This is a genomic window from Rhodococcus sp. 14-2483-1-2 (assembly GCF_002259405.1).
Classification (GTDB): domain Bacteria; phylum Actinomycetota; class Actinomycetes; order Mycobacteriales; family Mycobacteriaceae; genus Rhodococcoides.
On record NZ_NPFW01000017.1, the window covers coordinates 223907 to 242506 of the forward strand.

Annotated in this window: 20 protein-coding genes; 7 read left to right on the plus strand and 13 right to left on the minus strand. The window is 65.5% G+C overall.

Annotated elements, in window-relative coordinates; translation table 11 throughout:
• Window positions 1-46: 46 nt before the first annotated feature.
• From CH295_RS16500 to CH295_RS16515, 4 genes are all read right to left on the minus strand, one after another.
• Window positions 47-331 (minus strand): hypothetical protein, encoded by a 285-nt coding sequence (locus CH295_RS16500; RefSeq protein ID WP_037191572.1) that lies wholly within the window; start codon window positions 329-331, stop codon window positions 47-49.
• Between the two features lie 172 nt (window positions 332-503).
• A complete protein-coding gene (locus CH295_RS16505; RefSeq protein WP_094741311.1) occupies window positions 504-1958 on the minus strand; it encodes an MFS transporter in 1455 nt (484 codons plus the stop codon).
• Window positions 1959-2069: 111 nt separating this feature from the next.
• Window positions 2070-2933, minus strand: a complete 864-nt coding sequence (locus CH295_RS16510; RefSeq protein ID WP_037191576.1) for a hypothetical protein — start codon at window positions 2931-2933, stop codon at window positions 2070-2072.
• Window positions 2923-3639, minus strand: a complete 717-nt coding sequence (locus tag CH295_RS16515; protein WP_037191692.1) for a metallophosphoesterase family protein — start codon at window positions 3637-3639, stop codon at window positions 2923-2925. Before CH295_RS16515 ends, CH295_RS16510 begins: the two co-directional genes overlap by 11 nt.
• 70 nt (window positions 3640-3709) lie before the next feature.
• On the opposite strand from CH295_RS16515, the gene CH295_RS16520 reads away from it, so the two are divergent.
• Window positions 3710-4303, plus strand: coding sequence for a suppressor of fused domain protein (locus tag CH295_RS16520; protein ID WP_094741312.1), 594 nt, complete (start codon window positions 3710-3712; stop codon window positions 4301-4303).
• 7 nt (window positions 4304-4310) lie between these two features.
• Here the strand turns inward: CH295_RS16520 and CH295_RS16525 are convergent, their stop codons facing one another.
• Both CH295_RS16525 and CH295_RS16530 read right to left on the minus strand, forming a co-directional pair.
• Window positions 4311-5279: a lipase gene (locus tag CH295_RS16525; RefSeq protein WP_094741369.1), complete on the minus strand. Its 969-nt coding sequence runs from the start codon at window positions 5277-5279 to the stop codon at window positions 4311-4313.
• 138 nt (window positions 5280-5417) lie between these two features.
• Window positions 5418-6506: a magnesium and cobalt transport protein CorA gene (locus CH295_RS16530; RefSeq protein WP_037191578.1), complete on the minus strand. Its 1089-nt coding sequence runs from the start codon at window positions 6504-6506 to the stop codon at window positions 5418-5420.
• Between the two features lie 57 nt (window positions 6507-6563).
• On the opposite strand from CH295_RS16530, the gene CH295_RS16535 reads away from it, so the two are divergent.
• The 4 genes from CH295_RS16535 (at window position 6564) to CH295_RS16550 (ending at window position 9753) form a co-directional block, all read left to right on the plus strand.
• Complete coding sequence (locus tag CH295_RS16535) at window positions 6564-7400, plus strand: PHP domain-containing protein (RefSeq protein WP_094741370.1); 837 nt, start codon at window positions 6564-6566, stop codon at window positions 7398-7400.
• Window positions 7397-8011 carry a MarC family protein gene (locus CH295_RS16540; RefSeq protein ID WP_094633854.1) on the plus strand — a complete coding sequence of 205 codons (615 nt, stop codon included), beginning with the start codon at window positions 7397-7399 and terminating at the stop codon, window positions 8009-8011. The genes CH295_RS16535 and CH295_RS16540 overlap by 4 nt, the downstream gene beginning before the upstream one ends.
• The gene (locus CH295_RS16545; protein ID WP_094633853.1) at window positions 8008-8295 is read left to right on the plus strand and encodes a hypothetical protein; all 288 of its coding nucleotides are present in this window, start codon (window positions 8008-8010) and stop codon (window positions 8293-8295) included. Before CH295_RS16540 ends, CH295_RS16545 begins: the two co-directional genes overlap by 4 nt.
• A 252-nt stretch (window positions 8296-8547) precedes the next feature.
• Window positions 8548-9753 (plus strand): NAD(P)-dependent malic enzyme, encoded by a 1206-nt coding sequence (locus CH295_RS16550; RefSeq protein WP_094741313.1) that lies wholly within the window; start codon window positions 8548-8550, stop codon window positions 9751-9753.
• 79 nt (window positions 9754-9832) lie between these two features.
• Here CH295_RS16550 and CH295_RS16555 read toward each other — a convergent pair whose 3' ends face one another.
• From CH295_RS16555 to CH295_RS16570, 4 genes are read right to left on the minus strand one after another with little or no spacing between them, the layout of a single operon-like run.
• Window positions 9833-10525 carry an ABC transporter permease gene (locus CH295_RS16555; RefSeq protein ID WP_037191584.1) on the minus strand — a complete coding sequence of 231 codons (693 nt, stop codon included), beginning with the start codon at window positions 10523-10525 and terminating at the stop codon, window positions 9833-9835.
• Complete coding sequence (locus CH295_RS16560; protein ID WP_094633851.1) at window positions 10522-11187, minus strand: ABC transporter permease; 666 nt, start codon at window positions 11185-11187, stop codon at window positions 10522-10524. The genes CH295_RS16555 and CH295_RS16560 overlap by 4 nt, the downstream gene beginning before the upstream one ends.
• The gene (locus CH295_RS16565) at window positions 11184-12335 is read right to left on the minus strand and encodes an ABC transporter ATP-binding protein (RefSeq protein ID WP_037191588.1); all 1152 of its coding nucleotides are present in this window, start codon (window positions 12333-12335) and stop codon (window positions 11184-11186) included. Before CH295_RS16565 ends, CH295_RS16560 begins: the two co-directional genes overlap by 4 nt.
• Entirely contained in the window at window positions 12335-13309 is a 975-nt protein-coding gene (locus tag CH295_RS16570; RefSeq protein WP_094741314.1) for an ABC transporter substrate-binding protein, read from the minus strand. The genes CH295_RS16565 and CH295_RS16570 overlap by 1 nt, the downstream gene beginning before the upstream one ends.
• Before the next feature lie 208 nt (window positions 13310-13517).
• Here CH295_RS16570 and CH295_RS16575 point away from each other — a divergent pair, with 208 nt between their 5' ends.
• Complete coding sequence (locus tag CH295_RS16575) at window positions 13518-14411, plus strand: glycine betaine ABC transporter substrate-binding protein (RefSeq protein WP_094741315.1); 894 nt, start codon at window positions 13518-13520, stop codon at window positions 14409-14411.
• Here CH295_RS16575 and CH295_RS16580 read toward each other — a convergent pair.
• From CH295_RS16580 to CH295_RS16590, 3 genes are read right to left on the minus strand one after another with little or no spacing between them, the layout of a single operon-like run.
• Window positions 14367-15323, minus strand: coding sequence for an alpha/beta hydrolase (locus CH295_RS16580; RefSeq protein WP_037191596.1), 957 nt, complete (start codon window positions 15321-15323; stop codon window positions 14367-14369). The genes CH295_RS16575 and CH295_RS16580 overlap by 45 nt on opposite strands.
• Before the next feature lie 12 nt (window positions 15324-15335).
• On the minus strand, window positions 15336-16169 hold the full coding sequence (locus CH295_RS16585; RefSeq protein WP_037191598.1) for an SDR family NAD(P)-dependent oxidoreductase: 834 nt from the start codon (window positions 16167-16169) through the stop codon (window positions 15336-15338).
• Window positions 16166-17737 carry a flavin-containing monooxygenase gene (locus CH295_RS16590; RefSeq protein WP_037191600.1) on the minus strand — a complete coding sequence of 524 codons (1572 nt, stop codon included), beginning with the start codon at window positions 17735-17737 and terminating at the stop codon, window positions 16166-16168. The genes CH295_RS16585 and CH295_RS16590 overlap by 4 nt, the downstream gene beginning before the upstream one ends.
• 69 nt (window positions 17738-17806) lie before the next feature.
• On the opposite strand from CH295_RS16590, the gene CH295_RS16595 reads away from it, so the two are divergent.
• Window positions 17807-18466, plus strand: coding sequence for a TetR/AcrR family transcriptional regulator (locus CH295_RS16595; protein WP_094633848.1), 660 nt, complete (start codon window positions 17807-17809; stop codon window positions 18464-18466).
• Window positions 18467-18600: the final 134 nt, after the last annotated feature.

The window sequence follows — 18600 nt, forward strand, 5'->3', positions numbered from 1 at the left end:
TGGTCGAGTGCCTTGGAGGGCACTCGACCACACCACTGCGCAGCACTCAGAACGCAGAGCCGGTGCTCGGCAGCTGGTAGCCCTGGAAGAAGTCGAACGGCACCACGTTCGGTGCCGGGTTCTGCAGCTGCGGTGCCGGTGCCTGGGGGAACAGCTCGGGGAGCTCGAATTGGTTCGGTTGGTCGTTTCGGTTGTCGTCGTATCGGGTGTGGTTGTCGCCCCGATCGGTCCACAGCGGATCGGCCGACGCGGTGCCAGCCATCGCCACCAGAGGAATGGCCACCAGAGCCCCGGTCACTGCTGCGCGGGTGAGAATCTTTCGGGTGTTCATGTGTTCCCTTTCGTCGGTGTTCGTACTTCTCCGACGTTAGGTCGACACGGTGGGCCCGCGACAGGGAAAACGGCTGACTCCCAGGAGATTACGAGCGTTCTCCCAAGGGCGACGACCGGTGTTTTCGTTGTTCCCGGCCTGGTCGGACCGGTGCGGTCGTCGTCGGTTGTCGTCAGACGCCTGGCAGTGCTCCCAGCTTCGGCCCCGACTCATCGGTCGATTCGGAATCGGCAACGACGGTCGATTCCCGATCCGGCGGGGTGCTCTTGATGGCGAGGGCCGCAAGGGCGACGACGGCGCATGCTGCAGCACCGGTGAGGAAGGCCGCGGTGTAGACGATTTCGCGGGCGACGGTCGTTCCGTCGATCGTGAACATGGCGAGCACGGTGGACAGCGTGGCACTTGCGATCGAGGTGCCGACGGTGCGCACGATCGAGTTGACGCTGTTCGCCACTCCGGTGTCCGCTGCGCTGACCTCGGCCATGAGCAGGTTGGGTAGGGCCGCGAACGCGAGGCTGACGAACAGGTTGATGACGATACCGGCGGTGATCAGTTGCCAGGTCCGATCATGGGCGAGCGCGACGAACACGAACCCGATCAGACCGATCAGAGCTCCCGCCACCAGGACCCGGCGAGGTCCGTACGACCGGATGAGACGGCCACTGACGACAGCCGCGACCACGCCCACCGCCGCGCCGGGCAGGAGGTACACGACGCTCGCTTCGAGCACGTTGGCGGTGAAGCCATAACCTGCCACGGCGCGTGGGGTCTGCACGAAGAACGAGCACGCGAGAAAATTGACGAACATCCCGACGCCGACGAAGAGCGTGGCGACGTTGGTGGCGAGCAACGGCCCGTGGGTGAGCATGCGGGGTGCGACGAGGGGTTCGTCGGTGCGGTTCTCGAAGACCCACCAGATGGTTCCCACCAGCACACCGACGACCGCGCAGCCGATGGTGGCAACCGAACCCCACCCCCACGTGCGGCCCTGGGTCAGGGAGAGGAACAGCAGAAGCAGAGTCACCGCGAGCAGTGCAGCGCCCCACCAGTCGACGGAGCCGCCGCTGGTTCTCGGCCGCGAGGGAACGCCGAACCAGGCGATCGCGAGCGCGACCACGACGAACGCAACAGTGAGCCAGAACACGCGGTGGTAGTCGGCACCGTTGGCGGTCAGCAGTCCGGTCAACACCAGTCCGAACCCGCCGCCGACACCGAGTGTGCCGGACAGGATTGCCATCGACCCGACCAGTTTCGCGGGCGGCATCTCGTCGCGCAGTACGGCCAGTGCGATGGGGAACAGGGCGTACGAGACGCCTTGCAACACCCGACCGACGAGCAGCCACAGCAGTGAATCCGTCAGGGCGGCCAGCATCGATCCGGCGAGCACCACGGTCAGGACACCGACCAGGACGGGACGCTTGCCGTGCAGGTCGGCGAGCCGTCCGATCACGGGAGTGGCGATCACCGCGGCGAGGAGGTTTGCCGTCAGTACCCAGCCGGCTGCGGTGGTGCTGACCCCGAGCTGGGTGCCGATGGTTCCCACGATGGGTACGACCATCGTCTGCAGGACGGCGAGGGTCATGACGACGAAACAGAGTCCGGGCAGCAGAATGCGGCGGGTGGACATGAACGAACTACCTCGTTACGTGATGGAAGTGCACAATCGCGTGAGAACAAAAATGTTGAACGCATCTAAGTAGTTACCAGACATCGGTCGACTACGGAAACGAGAACGGGGTCACTGCGGACGGGTGGGCTTACCCAGCGCCTTCTGCCGCAGTTCGCTGACGATCTCGTCGTTCCAGACGTGTTCGCGCACCAGGCGGTAACGCTCCCGGCTCATCCAGAGGTACGCCTCGGCGTCGGTGCGGTCCTCGAGGATCTCCGCCGCGCGCACCATGCGCACCACCGGTAGGTACTCCTCACCGAACCAACGTCGCGCGACGGTACCGCGGTCGACGAATTCACCGACCTCCTGCATCAACCGGAAGCCCCATGCCTCCACCGATTCGCTCAGCTGGGCGTAATCGAACGGATCGGTCACCTGAACGGCCTCGCGTGCCTTGCCCACCAACGGCACTCGACTGAGGAAGATGCGCCGGTGATCCTTGATCAGCAGATCGCCACGTCGGGTGATGCCCTCGGGGGAGATGCGGGTGATGATCTCGGTGACGACGGCGTCGATCGACGTTCGGTGCATGGCGAACGCGATGGAGACTCGGTGATGGCCGTCGACGACGAAGTGCATTCCGCCGATGCGATAGACCTGAATCGGCGGCATCGCTTCGCCGCGACGTTGAGCAGCCGCGAGTCGCTGCCAACGTTCGCGGATGCGCGCCGATGTCGGGCGGAAGAAGCGATCGAAGTCGCGTGTGCGATCGACGCTGCCGACGATGGTGTCGACGCGAATGACCTGCAGGCCGAGGTGACGCTCGCCCACCTTGCCGAGGGCCGCGACGACCTCGTCGAACGGCAGGATGGTGTTGACGTCGTCGGGTTGACGACGCAGCCACCCGACCAGACGTGCGACGTCGGCGCGTCGGCGCTGGCGGGTGAAGTCGTTCTCCGCATCGGCGGCCGGGAATCCGGTGTCACGTGCCATGTCTGCGCCTCACGATCTTCGGTGTCTCGAAATCCGTTCTCTCGCCGCCCGGTTCGATCTCGAGAAGGGTGTATCCGACGGTGTTGATCACCGTCGCGCCGTGCAGGGTCAGATCGTCCGGGGTGTGACCGTGCGGATGAATGTGGCCGTGCAACAACAACTGTGGGGACAGTCGGCGCGTCACCTCGTCCAGGCAGTCGAAGCCGATGTGCGCGGGGTCGGTGTCGTCGCCGACGCCCAGAGGTGGACTGTGGGTGAGCAGGATGTCGACGGGCCGAAGATCCTTGCGCACGTTGCGATGCCATGCGAACGTCCGGGTCAGGGTGCGTGATCGCCGTCGCTGCTGCCGTTGGGTCCACTGATTGGGCCCACCGTTGTAGCGGATGGACCCGCCGAGACCGGCGATCCGCACGCCTGCCGCGGACACGATGCGACGGTCGACGTTGACGGCACCGACCGGTCCGGGCCAGGTGGCGGGCAGCCCGGCGCGCATCCAGCCTGCACGTCCGGCCGAGTAGCCGGTGAGGTCCGCGTCGTGATTGCCCGGCACGAACACGCACGGTGCGTTCAACGCGTCGGTGAGGTACTCGAGATAATCGAACGGCAGGTCGCCCGCGCCGAGAATCAGGTCGACTCCGAGCGACTTCACCTGCGGACTCCACAGGGATTCGATCGTTTCGTCGGCGACTGCGAGAACGGAGACCACGGGTACGACGGTACCCACCTCCGGTGCGGTGGTACCTCCGAACGGACTTCTCGGGCATCGGTGGTGTTGGATGGGTCAGGTGAGCGACAGTGTCATTGCAGCGGTACGCGCACATCTGGTGACCGAGATCGGCGACGAGAATCCGTCGTCGGCGTCGGTGACCTTCCTCGGCCTCGAGTCGCTGGACGTGCTGAGATTCGGCGCGGACTCCGACGTGGTCCGGTACGTCAGTCTCGGCTGCTCTCGTCACCCCATGGCCGATCCCAACGAACTCGTCGCAGATCCCTCGCGCGGCCCCCGCGCCGAACTGGTGCTGGCCCTTCGCGGTGGGGCAGGCGTGGCGTCGGGCGTGCACAAGTCCCTGGCCGTGCTCGCTGCCTCTCCCGCGGTGGAGGGCGTCGTTCTCGTCGAGGATGCGCTGCTGGACCTGGGCGAGCCGCTGTGGACCAACGCGCCGTTCACCGCGGTGCTGCTCGGAGTCAGTGATATCGCCGATCTGACGCTGCCCGAGCCCTACGATCCGGTTCGTTTCCTCGCCGCAGTGCCGTTGACCGGTACCGAGGCGGCGTGGGTGCGGTTACGCGGTGCCGCAGCCCTGCGGGAGGCCTGGACCGAGGCAGGGATCGATGTGCGCGATCCGAATCGGTCCGCGGCCAGTCTTTGACGCCCACTCACCGCGCGTAGGTTGCCAAATCCGGTTCGGCACTGACGGAATCGTCGATCAGATGCCGAGGTACCTGGGCCAGATACTTCAGTCCGGTGATCGCCGCACGCGCGTCGTAGCGCAGGTTCGGCATCGCGGTGCTGAAACACAGGTTGTCCGAGATGCGTTCGCGCACAGCAGGTCCGTCGTGGTCGAGCGCGTCGAGGACGAGATGAAAGGCGACGTTGTCGCCGATGATGTCGAAGTGTTCGACGGGCCGCAGCGGACAGATGTCCTGGACGGCGATGTTCGCGGCTCCGGCCAGAGTGCTCGCGTGCGGTTGCGGGTAGATCAATTGGTCGAATGTCGTGAAGATCGAGGTGTAACTGGGTCCCGCAGGCAACGGACGCGCCGCGAGCGCGGTGAGGAATTTCGATCCGGTGGCGATCTGCCAGTTCGCCGGCGGGCACTCCTGCGAGTCGTCGCATCCCGAGCGCGCCGAGTCGGTGCCGTTGTACGGGGTGGCGAGCGAGATGAAATCCGACACCAGCGCGGGCAGGTCCGGCCAGAACGTCAACGCCCAGAGCTCGTCCAGTGGACCGTGTTGGTGACCCATCATGACGACCTGGCGACCGCTGTCGGCGGCCATGGTGCGGACTGCGTGCACCACGTACTGGGCGGCGATCTGCAGGTCGCCGTACCCCTCGTCGGGAAGGGAGAGGCTGCACACCGGTATCCCCTCGGCCGGCAGTGACTGCAGGTAGTTCCAGCCGAAGGACTGCTGATCGGTGGCGAAGGCCGGTGTGAGCAGGACCGGATCGCGGGTGGCGTCGTGCAGATCGGTGGTGCAGGTGAGGGCCTCGTCGAGATCGGCCTTCGCGACGGTCAGCGGCGGACCGGCTGGATCTGCGAGAACCGGCTGAGCCGACGCGGCCCCTGGGGCGTACGAAAAGATGATGGCCACGGCCGAAGCCAGTACCAGCGAGCGGATTCTCATCGATCCCTTCCGGATGACACTGCAGGACTTCTGCAGTCTCATCCGGGACGAACCGGTGGGTTCGTCACGTGGAAGCAGTCGGGACAATCACCAACGACCGCTCGATTCGGTTGGACATCGTCCAACCGGGCCCAGCTCCTAGAGCCAGTTGTTCTTGTGGAACGTCCGCCACAGTCCGATACAGACGCACAACACGACCGCGACCATCAAGTGGTAGCCGTACGTCCAGTGCAGCTCGGGCATGTTGTCGAAGTTCATCCCGTAGATGCCCGCGACCATCGTCGGCACAGCGGCGATCGCCACCCACGACGAGATCTTGCGCATGTCCAGGTTCTGCTGCATCGTCACTCGCGCCAGCGCCGCGTCGACCAGTGAGCTGAGCACCTCGTCGTACTCGGAGATGCGTTCGGCGACCGTCGTGTGATGGTCCTGCACGTCGCGCAGATACCGTCGCACGGCCTTCGGGACGCTCGGCTCCTGCACCAGACGCGCCAGCGGCGTCGACAGAGGTGTCACCGATCGGCGAAGCTCGACGACCTCCCTCTTGAGGAGGTAGATGTTCTCGATGGGCACGTGGTGGTGCGGCGAGAACACTTCCTCCTCCATGCCGTCGACGTCTCGCTCGATCGAGTCGGTCACCGCGAGGTACTCGTCGACGACGTGGTCGGCCACCGCGTGCAGGACCGCCGACGGACCGAGGGCGAGTTGTTCGGGGTTCGCTTCGAGGCGCTGACGCACGCCGGCCAACCCCGAATGCTCTCCGTGCCGGACGGTGATGACGAAGTCACGGCCGACCATCACCATGATCTCGCCGCTCTCGACGATCTCGTTGGCGGTCGTCACCGACTCGTGCTCGACGTACTTCACCGTGCGCAGCACCAGGAACGCGACGTCGTCGTAGCGCTCGAGCTTGGGCCGCTGATGGGCGTGGACGGTGTCCTCGACCATCAGCTCGTGCAGGCCGTAGCACTGGGCGATCGCGCTCATCTGGTGCTCGTCGGGTGCGTGCAGACCGACCCACACGAATCCCTCGCCGCGGGCACGCACCTCTGCGATGGCCGAGGTGTGAGTGAATCTGCCGGGAAGTCGAGCACCGTCGACGTAGACCGCGCAGTCGACGATCGCGCGGGCCGTGGGCACCGGAATCCGCGGTGTCGGCTCGGGACCGGCCTTGGCCGATCGTCGATGCAGTGACGGCAGCGACGGGCGTGGTGGAAGGGACGGCATGGCGGGCAATCGTACGCCAGCAAAACGACGAGAGAGTGGGCCTGGAACACTGTGCAGGTGCTCATCGATCTCCACACCCACTCGACGGCGTCCGACGGCACCGACAGCCCGACCGAGCTGGTCCACGCCGCAGCCGAGGCAGGACTGTCGGTGGTGGCTCTGACCGACCACGACACCACCTCGGGGTGGGACGAAGCGGCCTCGGCACTGCCGCCCGGTCTCACGCTCGTGCGCGGCATGGAACTTTCCTGCACCGGGCGAGGCGAGGACGGCGAGCCGGTTCCGGTGCACCTGCTCGCGTATCTGTTCGATTCCGCGAACGAGGCGTTCGCGGGCGAGCGCGCTCGGTTGCGCGGCGAGCGGGTCACTCGATTGCGTGCCATTGCCGAGAAGATGGCGGCGGACGGTCTGCCCATCGACCCCGACGCGGTGCTGGCCTCGGCCGGAGACGCTGCCGGACGACCGCACCTGGGCCGCGCGCTGATCGACGCCGGCTACGTTCCGAACATGGATGCCGCGTTCGCCGGTCCGTTGGCGACGAGCGGCAAGTACTACGTCGAGAAGGTCGACACCCCCCTCGAGGTCGCGGTGGACATGATCGCCGCGGCAGGCGGTGTCAGTGTGCTCGCGCACGCCAGAGCTCGTGCCCGCGGTCGCATCCTCGACCTCGATCACATTCGCGAACTCGCAGCGCGCGGTCTCGGGGGAGTGGAAGTGCACCACATGGACCACTCGCCGCAGGACACCGCGGTGATGGCCGATCTCGCCGCCGAACTGGACCTGATCGTCACCGGATCCTCGGACTACCACGGCACCAACAAGACGGTGAAGCTGGGCGAATACACCACGGCCCCAGAACAATACGACCGTCTGATTGCGGCGGCACTCCCATGACATTCGACGTGACGCTCTACCTGACGGTGTTGATCACCCTGTTCGTCATCATGGACCCACCGGGCGCGATCCCGGTGTTCCTGTCACTGGTGGGCCGCAAGAGCAAAGAAGCACGCAACAAGGCCGCGTGGCAGGCACCCGCGGTCTCGCTGACCGTCATCTCGGTGTTCGCGATCGGCGGTCAGGCGATCCTGAGCTACTTGCACATCGGCATCCCGGCACTGCAGGGCGCAGGCGGGTTGCTGCTGCTGCTCATCGCGTTGTCGCTGCTCACCGGAAAGGGGGCTGGCGGCGACACCGCCGCGGAGGACGTCAACGTGGCACTCGTGCCGCTGGGGACTCCGCTCATGGCCGGCCCCGGTGCCATTGCCGCGGTGATCGTCTACGTCAGTCAGGCCGACGGTGACGTCGGTTCGTTCCTGGCAATTGCGTTGGGCATCATCACCATTCACGTTCTGTTCTTCCTGGTGCTGCGATTCTCGACGGCGCTGATCCGGCTCCTCGGGGAGGGCGGGATCTCGCTGTTGGCGCGCATCGCAGGTCTGTTGCTCGCCGCCATCGCGGTGCAGTTGATCGCGGATTCGGTTCGCGGATTCGTGGCCGGCGGATGACCGGGGCGTCGTACGGGCTCCGATTCCTGCGCGGGCTCAGCGGCATCGTCACCGCGGGACTGGTGGTACTCGCCATCGGCGTCGCCGTCACGCAGTACCTGGGCCACTCCCGCGGCTTCCCCGGTCCGGGCGGTGTCTCGGTCGCCGCGCACATCGTCGCCGCGGTCGTGGCCGTGTTCGCGCAGCGCATCGCCGATCACCGTCGCGGTTTCTCGGCTGTTCTCGGGGCGATCGTGGTCTTCGTCGTCACCGGCCTCGTCCTGTGGACACAATGGTGGCAGTAGAAGCCGTGGTGGCATAAATCTGCCCGCTCTCGACTCTGTGGTCAGGTGGGGTGGCGATGTGGCACACTGGGGCACCGACAGGGCTACAGCCCATCGCTGATCGTGCAGGCACACCCGCCTCACATGCGAGACACGCTCTCGGCAGTTTGCAGCCAGCACTGGCGCACTCCGACGGCCCTCATTTCCACCACTCACTTCGTTGACATTTCGTCGCCTTGCTGGTCGAGGTCGACAGTGCGAGGAGCTTTCACCGTGACGGCAGTCGAAGACACCGCAGCAACACACACCGCACCGGCAGGGCCGGCAGCGATCACCGACGAGGAGATCTTCGCCGGGCACCTCGGCGGCAAGCTGTCGGTCGAGTTGGCAGCGCCGCTCGACACACAGCGCGATCTCTCGATCGCCTACACCCCAGGAGTGGCCCAGGTCAGCCGCGCCATCGCCGCCGATCCCGCGCTGGCCAAGCGATACACCTGGACCGATCGCCTCGTCGCCGTCATCTCCGACGGCTCCGCAGTGCTCGGCCTGGGCGACATCGGTCCTCGCGCATCGTTGCCGGTGATGGAGGGCAAGGCCGCACTGTTCAAGAAGTTCGCGGGCCTCGACTCCATCCCGATCGTGCTCGACACCAACGACGTCGACGAGATCGTCGACACCATCGTGCGGTTGCGCCACAGCTTCGGTGCCGTCAACCTCGAGGACATCTCGGCGCCGCGCTGCTTCGAGATCGAACGCCGCGTCGTCGAGGCGCTGGAGTGCCCGGTCATGCACGACGACCAACACGGCACCGCCATTGTCGTCCTCGCCGCGCTCAACGGGGCCGCGAAGGTACAGGGCCGCAACACCTCCGAGCTGAAGGTCGTCATCTCCGGAGCCGGGGCAGCAGGTGTGGCGTGCGCCAACATGCTCCTTCTGGCCGGCATCCGGGACGTGGTGGTGCTGGACTCGAAGGGGATCGTCTCCTCCGATCGCCTGGATCTCACCGGCGTCAAGACCGATCTCGCTGCGCGTACCAACCCCCGTGCGCTGGCAGGCGGAGCCGCCGACGCCCTGGCCGGAGCCGACGTGTTCCTCGGTCTGTCCGCGGGCAGGATCGACGAGAGCTACATCGCTTCGATGGCCGCGGACTCCATCGTGTTCGCGCTGTCCAACCCGGATCCGGAGATCCATCCGGAGGTGGCGAGGAAGTACGCCGCCATCGTCGCGACCGGTCGCAGTGACTTCCCGAACCAGATCAACAATGTTCTCGCCTTCCCCGGTGTGTTCAAGGGCGCGCTCGACGCGGGTGCCCGTCGCATCACCGAAGGCATGAAGCTCGCCGCTGCCGAGGCAATCCTCTCGGTTCTCGGCGACGAGTTGGCTGCGGACAAAATCGTGCCGAGCCCACTCGATCCTCGTGTCGCCCCGGCCGTTGCGGACGCAGTTGCGGCAGCAGCGCGAGCCGAGGGCGTCGCGTAGGAAAACGGAAAGAAAACACCGGCGAATCCGGCCCCCACCCGGGCCTGTGGTTCGCCGGTGTCTTTCGTCGTGGGACGAGTCAGACCTTCGCGAGTCCGGTCGGCATCCGCCGCAGGCGACCGGTTCCCGGAACGGACGTCCACACTGCGAGGGCGAGAAGGCCGTCGACGATCAGGGTCAGCAGAGCCACCAGGATCGCGCCGACCAGAACGCGGCCGTAGTCGTAGAGCGCGAGTCCGTCGAAGATGTAGCGGCCGAGCCCACCGAGGTTGACGTAGGCCGCAATGGTCGCAGTGGCGATGATCTGCAGTGTGGTGTTACGCAACCCGCCGAGGATCAGTGGCAGCGCGTTGGGAATCTCGACCCGAAACAGAACTTGGGTTTCGGTCATCCCCATCGCCCGGGCGGCGTCGACGACGTTGGCGTCGACGTTGGCGATACCGGAGTACGTGCCTGCCAACAGCGGAGGAATGCCGAGCAGCACCAACGCGATGATCGGCGGGACCAGACCCAATCCGATCACCAGAACCAGAAACACGAGAATGCCGAGGGTCGGCAGCGACCGCAGCGCGTTGACGAGCCCGACGATGACGGCCTCACCGCGGCGCAGGTGACCGATGAGCAGACCGACCGGAACCGCGACGGCAGCCGAGAGCAACACCGCCAACAGGCTGTACCACATGTGTTCGGTCAGTCGAGTGCCGATTCCCGTGGGGCCGGCCCAGTTTCCGCCGTCGAGAATGTACGAGAACGCCTCGGAGAAGAGATTCATGCGCGTGCCTTCTTCTTCGACGAGCCCGTGCTCAGCCGCGTCCACGGAGTGAGTCGACGGCCCAGCAGGTACAGGGCCGCGTCGAAGATCAACGCCAGGAACACGATCGAGATGATGCCCGCGAAGATCTGGTCGGGATAGTCGCGCTGGTAGCCCTGGGTGAACAGCTGGCCGAGACCGCCGATACCGATGACCGAGCCGACCGACACCAGCGAGATGTTCGTGACCGCCACGACTCTGATGTTGGCGATCAGCACCGGAAGCGCCAGTGGCAGTTCGACGGTCACTGCTCGCCGCAGCGACGAATAGCCCATCGCCTCGGCGGAATCGACCACGGCGAACGGTACCGAATCGAGTGCCTCGGGCACCGCGCGCACCAGTAGCGCGGTCGAGTACACCGCAAGGGCGATCACGACGTTCAACGGATCGAGCACCGGTAGCCCGACCACCGCGGGGATGGTGACGAACAGCGCGAGCGAGGGAAGGGTGAACGCAATACTGGCCACCGTCAACGTGATTCGACGAACCCAGCGAGTGTTTCGAATGACGGTGCCCAGCGGGATGGCAATGAGCAACCCGACCAGCAGCGGGACGAGCGAGAGATACAGGTGCGTTTTCGTGTAGCCGAGAACCACATCGAAGTTGTCCAGCAGCCAGGTCACTGTTCGGTGTCCCCGCTGGCGAGGAAGTGGTGCCGGTTGCGCTCGGAGTCCTCCGACTTACGTTGTGCAGCAAGGTGTTCGAGTATCTCTGCGCCGTCGACGCTACCCACGGCCGCTCCGGCCGAATCGACCGCGACACCGATTCCCGAGGGCGAGGAGATCGCCGCGTCGAGTGCCTGACGCAGATCGCCACCCTCGAGGAACAGCGAGCCGCCCGCTGCCGTGCTGTCGTCGATGCTCCGGCCGTCGCGCACCTTCTCGACTCCGGTCGCGTCGATCCACCCGAGTGGACGGCGCTGCTCGTCGACGACGAGGACCCACTGACCCTGGTCCAGTCGGAGGCCGTGGATCTCGTCCTCCGTCGCCGTGTGGATCGGGTGCATGGTCACCGCCTGTGCCGACCGAAACGACAGTCCACGGTAGCCGCGATCGCGGCCGACGAACGACGCCACGAAAGACGTTGCCGGGGCGGCGAGTACGGTCTCCGGCTTGTCGTACTGCTGCAATCGGCCCTGGGGTCCGAAAACCGCGATGCGATCGCCGAGCCGGACGGCTTCGTCGATGTCGTGGGTGACGAAGACGATCGTCTTCTTCAGATCGGCCTGCAGTCGCAGCATCTCGATCTGAAGTTCTTCACGAACCACCGGGTCCACCGCGCTGAAGGGCTCGTCCATCAGCAGGATCGGCGGGTCGGCGGCCAGCGCCCGGGCCACGCCCACTCGCTGTTGCTGCCCGCCGGACAGTTGCGCCGGGTAGCGCGAGGCGAATGCCGGGTCGAGGCCGACGCGCTCGAGGACGTCGAGTGCAGCCTTGCGCGCAGCGCGACGTGATTCGCCGTTGAGTACCGGCACCGTGGCGACGTTGTCGACGACGGTGCGGTGCGGCAACAACCCGGCACTCTGAATGACGTACCCGATGCCGCGGCGCAACTTCACCGCGTCGATGTCCGCGATGTTGCGACCGTCGACCGTGATCACGCCCGAGGTGGGCGTGATCATGCGGTTGATCATTCGCATCGACGTGGTCTTGCCGCAGCCGGACGGCCCCACGAACACGGTGAACGAGTGTGGCTCGATCACCAGGTCCAGAGAGTCGACGGCCGTGGTGCCGTCCGGATACGTCTTGTTGACCTGCTCGAAAGTGATCATCAGCTGACCGGCTGATCCAGACCCTTGTCCTGGACCCACGCGGCTGCCGCTGCTGCGGGCTCGACCTTCTCGTCGCCCGAGACCGAGGTGTTCAGCGCGATCAGCTCCTCGGTGGTGATCTGTGCCGATACCGCGTCGAGAACCTGGGTGAGCTTGTCGGACTGCTTGGCCGTACGCAGCACCGGAATGATGTTCTGGGCAGCGAAATTGTTCTCCGGGTCCTCGAGGACGACAAGATCGTTCTGTGCGATCGAGGGCGCGGTGGTGAAGATGTCCGCCGCGACGACCTGTCCGGAGACGAGTGCCTCGACCGTGGCCGGGCCGCCGCCGTCGGAGATCGGAATGTAGTTGCCGGGTGAGATGTCCAGGCCGTACTTGTCACGCAGACCGGGCAGGCCGCCGACGCGTTCCTGGAATTCCGGGGTACCGGCGAAGGTCACCTCGGACGAGAACGGGGCGAGGTCGCCGATGGTGGTGAGGTTGCGCTCGGTGGCGGTCTGGCGAGTGACGACGACGGCGTCCTTGTCCTCGCCCGGTGCCTGCGCCGTCACGGTGAGGTCGTCGCCCAGTGCAGCAGGCAATGCGGCCAGGACGTCCTCGGAGGACGTGGCGGTCGCGGATTCGTCCAAGTACTGCAGCAGGTTGCCGGTGTAATCGGGGATCAGGTCGATAGACCCGTCTCGCACTGCGGGAATGTAGGCCTCACGGCTGCCGATGTTGAGCTTGGTGCTCACCTCGAAACCGTTGGCGCGCAGGGCCTCGGCGTAGATGTTCGCCACGGTCTCGGACTCGGGGAAGTTGGCCGAGCCGATGATGATCGAGTTGGTGTCGCTGTTGCTCTCGCCGCCCCCGCTGGACAGTGGATCCGAATTTCCGCCGCAGGCGGTCAGAGCGGTGACCGAGAGAGCGAGTGCGGCCACGGCGGCCACTGCCCTCGGAGCGGAGAACGCGCGCGTGATTCGGGAGGTGGTCATGGTGTCCTTCCATCGGTTCGGGCACAGTCCTACCCATCTCCTGTCGACCCCACCCGCGCTGCGGGGGCATCGAAGGAACCAGGACTCGGGCTGCTCGGGATGGTAGTCGAAACCAGCGTGCCCATAAGGTTGGTTCGACTACCGTCTCGTTCGCACTAGTGCCCCGCGGCCGAGATCGGTAAACCACCCGGGCAGTGAACAGGAGAAAATGACAGTGCGATCGTCGGTTCTGGCAGCGGCCCTGGTGATGTCGATCGCTGGACTGGTCGGTGGTTGCAGTGCCGGCGCGTCGACCGACCCTGCTGCCGTGCCCGTCGTCGTCGGAGCGGGCAGCTCGGATCTTTCGCGGCTGCTCGCGCAGATCTACGCCGGGGGACTGCGGTCGACGGGAGCGGACGTCCAGGTGAAGGAAGACCTGGGAGATCGGGCCGACTACCTCGCGGCGCTGGACCGCGGTGAGGTGACGATGGTTCCCGACCTGACCGGAGAGCTGTTGCGCACGTTCGACACTCTGTCGGCAGCAACCGAGGCAGAGGACGTGTACACCGAACTGAACCGATCACTACCTGCCGGGTTGTCGGTGGGGGACTACGCCACCGCCGAGGATCGACTTGCCATTGCGGTGGCTCCTGGCACGTCGGCAGCCGACGGGGAAACGGTGACGGACTTTCTGCGTCGAAACGAAGCAACGGTGGGGACGGTCGAGGGGCAGGTACACCCGACGGACGTGATCTCGGAAGGCGTGGGGAGTCCCTCCTTCACCGGGGCCGGTTTCTCCGAGTTCATGGTGTACCCGGACGCACAGTTCGCGGTCGACGACCTGAATTCCGGTGCGGTGGCCGCGCTCGCGATTCGCACCGCGTCGTTCGGCCCGTTGGCGAAGGATCTGACCACGCTGCCCGACGACGATCATGTGTACCCGGCGCAGAACGTGGTTCCGCTCTACGTCGACGGAGTGCTCAGCGAGAGCGCTCTGAGGTCGTTCTCGGTGGTGGCGGGGGAGCTGACGACTGCGGACCTCGCCGACATGATCGGCGAGGTCCGCAGTGGTGTTCCGTCAGGCGAGGTCGCCGGCCGCTGGCTCGGTGAGCGCAACCTGTGACACTGTGCTCGTCTGCGTTGCCCTGACCTTGCGGCCCAGGTACGAGCCCATGTGATGGACGGCCTGGGCCGCCTCCCGCAGGATCGATGCCTGTAGATGGGCCACGTGCCAGAGCTTCTTGTATTCCACGTGTTCGAGCTCGACACCCGACAGTCGCAGCTTGTCCGCGAACGCGGTGATCTGCGCGTACAGCACCTCGTCGGTACCGACGTGCATGACGATCGGGGGCAACCCGTCCAGATTTCCCAACAGTGGGGCGAAACCCTGGTCAAGTGGGTCGCCCGCGCCCAGATAGGCGTCGGCCGAGCTGTACGACCACCCGGTGTTGACCACGAGATCGCGGTCCTTGGCTGCGTCGCGCGCACCGGGATCGACCCACGGCGAGATCAGGCCGAGGGCCGCCGGGCTGGTGCCGTCGTCCACCAGACGTCGGGCGGTGGCCACCGTCAGACCTCCACCCGCCGAATCGCCTGCGATGGCGATACGGTCCGCAGTGAATCCGTGCACTCGGACCAGCTCGCGGAACGCCGCCACGGCATCGTCCAGACCTGCCGGGTACGGATTCTCCGGGGCCAACCGGTAGTCGAGCACGTAGACCGCGCTGGCCGATTCCCGGGCCAGATGTGCGGCCAGTGACCGATGCGTGTTGATCGAACCGATCGTGTACGCGCCGCCGTGCAGGTACAGAATCGCGGTGTCGCGTTCGGTCGCCCCGACGGTGATGCGCTCTGCCCGACGCCCGGCGAGCGTCAACTTCTGCGCGACGGTTCCGTGCGGGAGCGTCTGCAGCGGAGCCCCGGCTTCGAGGATCAGCCGCTGCGTGCGGAACGAGAAGCGCGAATTCAGCGCGACGCGATAGAACGGCTTCAGAGCGGCCGCGACGATCGGCAGGGGAACGTAGAAGGACTTCACGATGCGACCCGCCTACTTCTTGGAGCGTGGCATGGCACGCTTGGACACTGCGGCGATCAGGCCTTGGTATCGCGAACCGGTGATGCGCTGCAGCAGATCGAGCGCAATGGCGTCGGACCCGATGAGCACCCGCCCCTTGCCCTTCTCGACGCCCTTGAGGATGGTCTTCGCCGCGTCGATCGGGGTGGTCTTGGCGAGCTTGCTGTCGAAGAACTTGGCCACGTCGGCCTGATCGAAGTTCTCCGCGACGGTGGCGTTGCGGGCGATGGCGGTCTTGATGCCACCGGGGTGCACCACGGTCACCTTCACCGGAGCCTTGGCGATCAGCATCTCCATCCGCAACGATTCGCTGAACCCGCGGACGGCGAACTTCGCCGCGTTGTACGCGGACTGCGACGGCATTGCCAACAGGCCGAAGAGGCTGGAGATGTTGATGATGTGTCCGTCGCCGGAGGCCTGGATGTGCGGCAGAAATGCCTTGGTGCCGTTGACGACTCCCCAGAAGTCGACGTCGACGATGCGCTCGATGTCCTTGAACGAGGATTTTTCGACGTCACCGTGGTACGCGATACCGGCGTTGTTGTAGATCTGGTTGACCTTGCCGAAATGCGCGACGACGGCCTCGGCGTAATCCAGCACGGTCTCGCGCTGGGAAACGTCCAAGAAATCCGATTTGACCTCGGCACCCAACGCCTCGACCCGTCGAACGGTCTCGTCGAGTCCGGCGGTGTCGACGTCGGACAGAGCCAACTTCGCTCCGCGTCCGGCCAGTTCGAGGGCCAGCGCGCGGCCGATTCCCGAGCCCGCGCCGGTGACGACGGCCACCTTGCCTGTGAATGTGCTCATCGTGCGGACACCTTGTCTGTGTTGTTGCCGGCGGAGTTGTTCGCCGACGATCCGGAGGGCAGGTCTGCGGTAGCGACGCTACGGTACGCATCGAGATCGAAGTTCCTGGTGATTCGGCGGAACTCGAAGGTGAAGCCCGGCCACAGCGTCGTGTTGTTGCCGTGCTTGTCGAGGTACCAGCTGGCGCACCCGCCGTTCATCCAGACGCTCTTGGCGAGCTGATCCTGCAGCGTCACGTTGTATTCGTCCTGCACGTCCTTGCGCACCTCGATGGTGCCGATGTCGTGCTTGTCGATCGTGTTCAATGCGTCGACCAGGTAGTTGATCTGCGACTCGATCATGAACACCATCGACGTGTGGCCCAGACCGGTGTTGGGGCCCACCAGGAAGAACATGTTGGGGAAGTTCGCGACGGCCGCGCCCTTGTAACCCTGCTGTCCACCGTCCTCGAAGGTTTGGGCCAGTGTGCGGCCGTCCTTGCCGGTGATGCCGTGGTACGCGGGGGAGTCGGTGACGTGGAACCCGGTCGCGACGACGAGCGCATCGATCGGGCGCTCGGTGCCGTCCTTGGTGACGATCGATCCTTCGCGCACCTCGGCGATGCCGTCGGTGACGAGGTCGACGTTGCTCTGAGCGAGTGCCGGGTAGTACGCGTTCGAGATCAACATGCGCTTGCAGCCGATGCGGAAGTTCGGGGTGACCTTGGCGCGCAGCGCCTTGTCCTTGATCTGGGTGCGCAGGTGATTCTCCGACGCCCACTGCAGCGGCTTCATGAAGGCCGGGGCCTTGGCCAGCCCGACGACCTGGGTCTCGCGCATCGCGTAGATGCCGGTGCGGGAGAGGCGCTGGAAACCGGGAACGTGCTTGAAGGCGAAGCGCTCGAGCTTGGTGTACGGGCGGTCCGCGCGGGGCAGGATCCACGGCGCGGTGCGCTGGTACACGTCCAGGTGCTCCACCTGGCCTGCGATGGCGGGCACGATCTGGATCGCCGACGCGCCGGTCCCGATGACGGCGACGCGCTTGCCTGCGAGCGAGACGTCGTGATTCCACTGAGCCGAATGGAAGACGTCGCCCTTGAAGTCGTGAATTCCCTTGATGTCGGGCAGGTTCGGCTCACACAGCGCGCCGACGGCCGAGACGACGATCTTGGCGGTGTAGTTGCCGGTGGTGGTCTCGACATCCCAGCGGCTCGTCTCGGCGTTCCAGCGTGCCGAGGTCACATCCGTACCGAACACGTGCTTGTCCATGACGCCGTACTTGCGCGCCACCCCGGCGATGTACTTCTGGATCTCGGGCTGCGTCGAGAACGAGCGCGTCCAGTCCGGGTTCAGCGCGAACGAGTAGGAGTACAGGTGTGACGGCACGTCGCAGGCGGCACCGGGGTAGGTGTTGTCGCGCCAGGTGCCGCCGACGTCGTGGCCGCGTTCGATGACGACGAAGTCCTTCTTGCCTGCCTTCGTCAGCTTTATCGCGGCACCGAGGCCGGCGAATCCGCTGCCGATGATCAGCGTATCGACGTGACGCGGCGTCGTTGCACGGTCCGAAGTATCTGTTACGGGAAGACTCATGTAGGGGAGCGTAGAAGCTTATTGAGTGTGAGTCAATAGTTATTGACTAACATTCAGTAGGGTGGTTGCATGGCGTTCGTGAACAGCCCCGGCACATCGACAACGAAGAGGACCAGACTCAGTCCGCAGCAACGACGAGCGCAACTGATCGACCTCGGCACCGAGATGCTCGCCGACCGCCCCCTCGAACAGATCTCCGTCGAGGACATCGCAGACCAAGCAGGCGTCTCCCGAGGGCTTCTGTTCCACTACTTCGCCTCCAAGCAGGAATTCCACCTCGAGATCGTGCGTGAATCCTCGCGCGTCATGCTCGAGCGCACCGCACCCGATCCGTCGCTGCCACCGTACGAGATTCTGCGCGATTCCATCGCGAACTACGTCGATTACGTCACCGACAAGCGGCAGATGTACGTCTCGCTCCTGCGCGGCACCCCCAGTGGCGACCCACAGATGCGCGCGGTGTTCGAGGACACCCGCTCCGCCATGGCCGAGCGAACCGTCGCGCAACTCGGGGGACTCGACATCGAAGTCACCCCCACCATCGTGTTGGCCGTCCGCGGCTGGATCGCATTCGTCGAGGAAACGACCATCAACTGGCTCACCGCTCCCGAGCTGAGTCGCGACGAACTGATCGACCTCAACGTCAACGCCCTGCCCGCCGTCGCACTGGCACCGGGGATGATCTCCGCACTCCTGGGAGCCGACGCGACGCCGACGCCTGAGACCTGATCGCGCCCGCCCGCCCCCCGCACGCGTCAATGGACCCTTGCACTCCTCAGACGTATGCAGGGGTCCATTCACGCAGCCGCTGACTCTGCATGAATGGACCGTTGCACAGCTCAGACGTATGCAATGGTCCATTG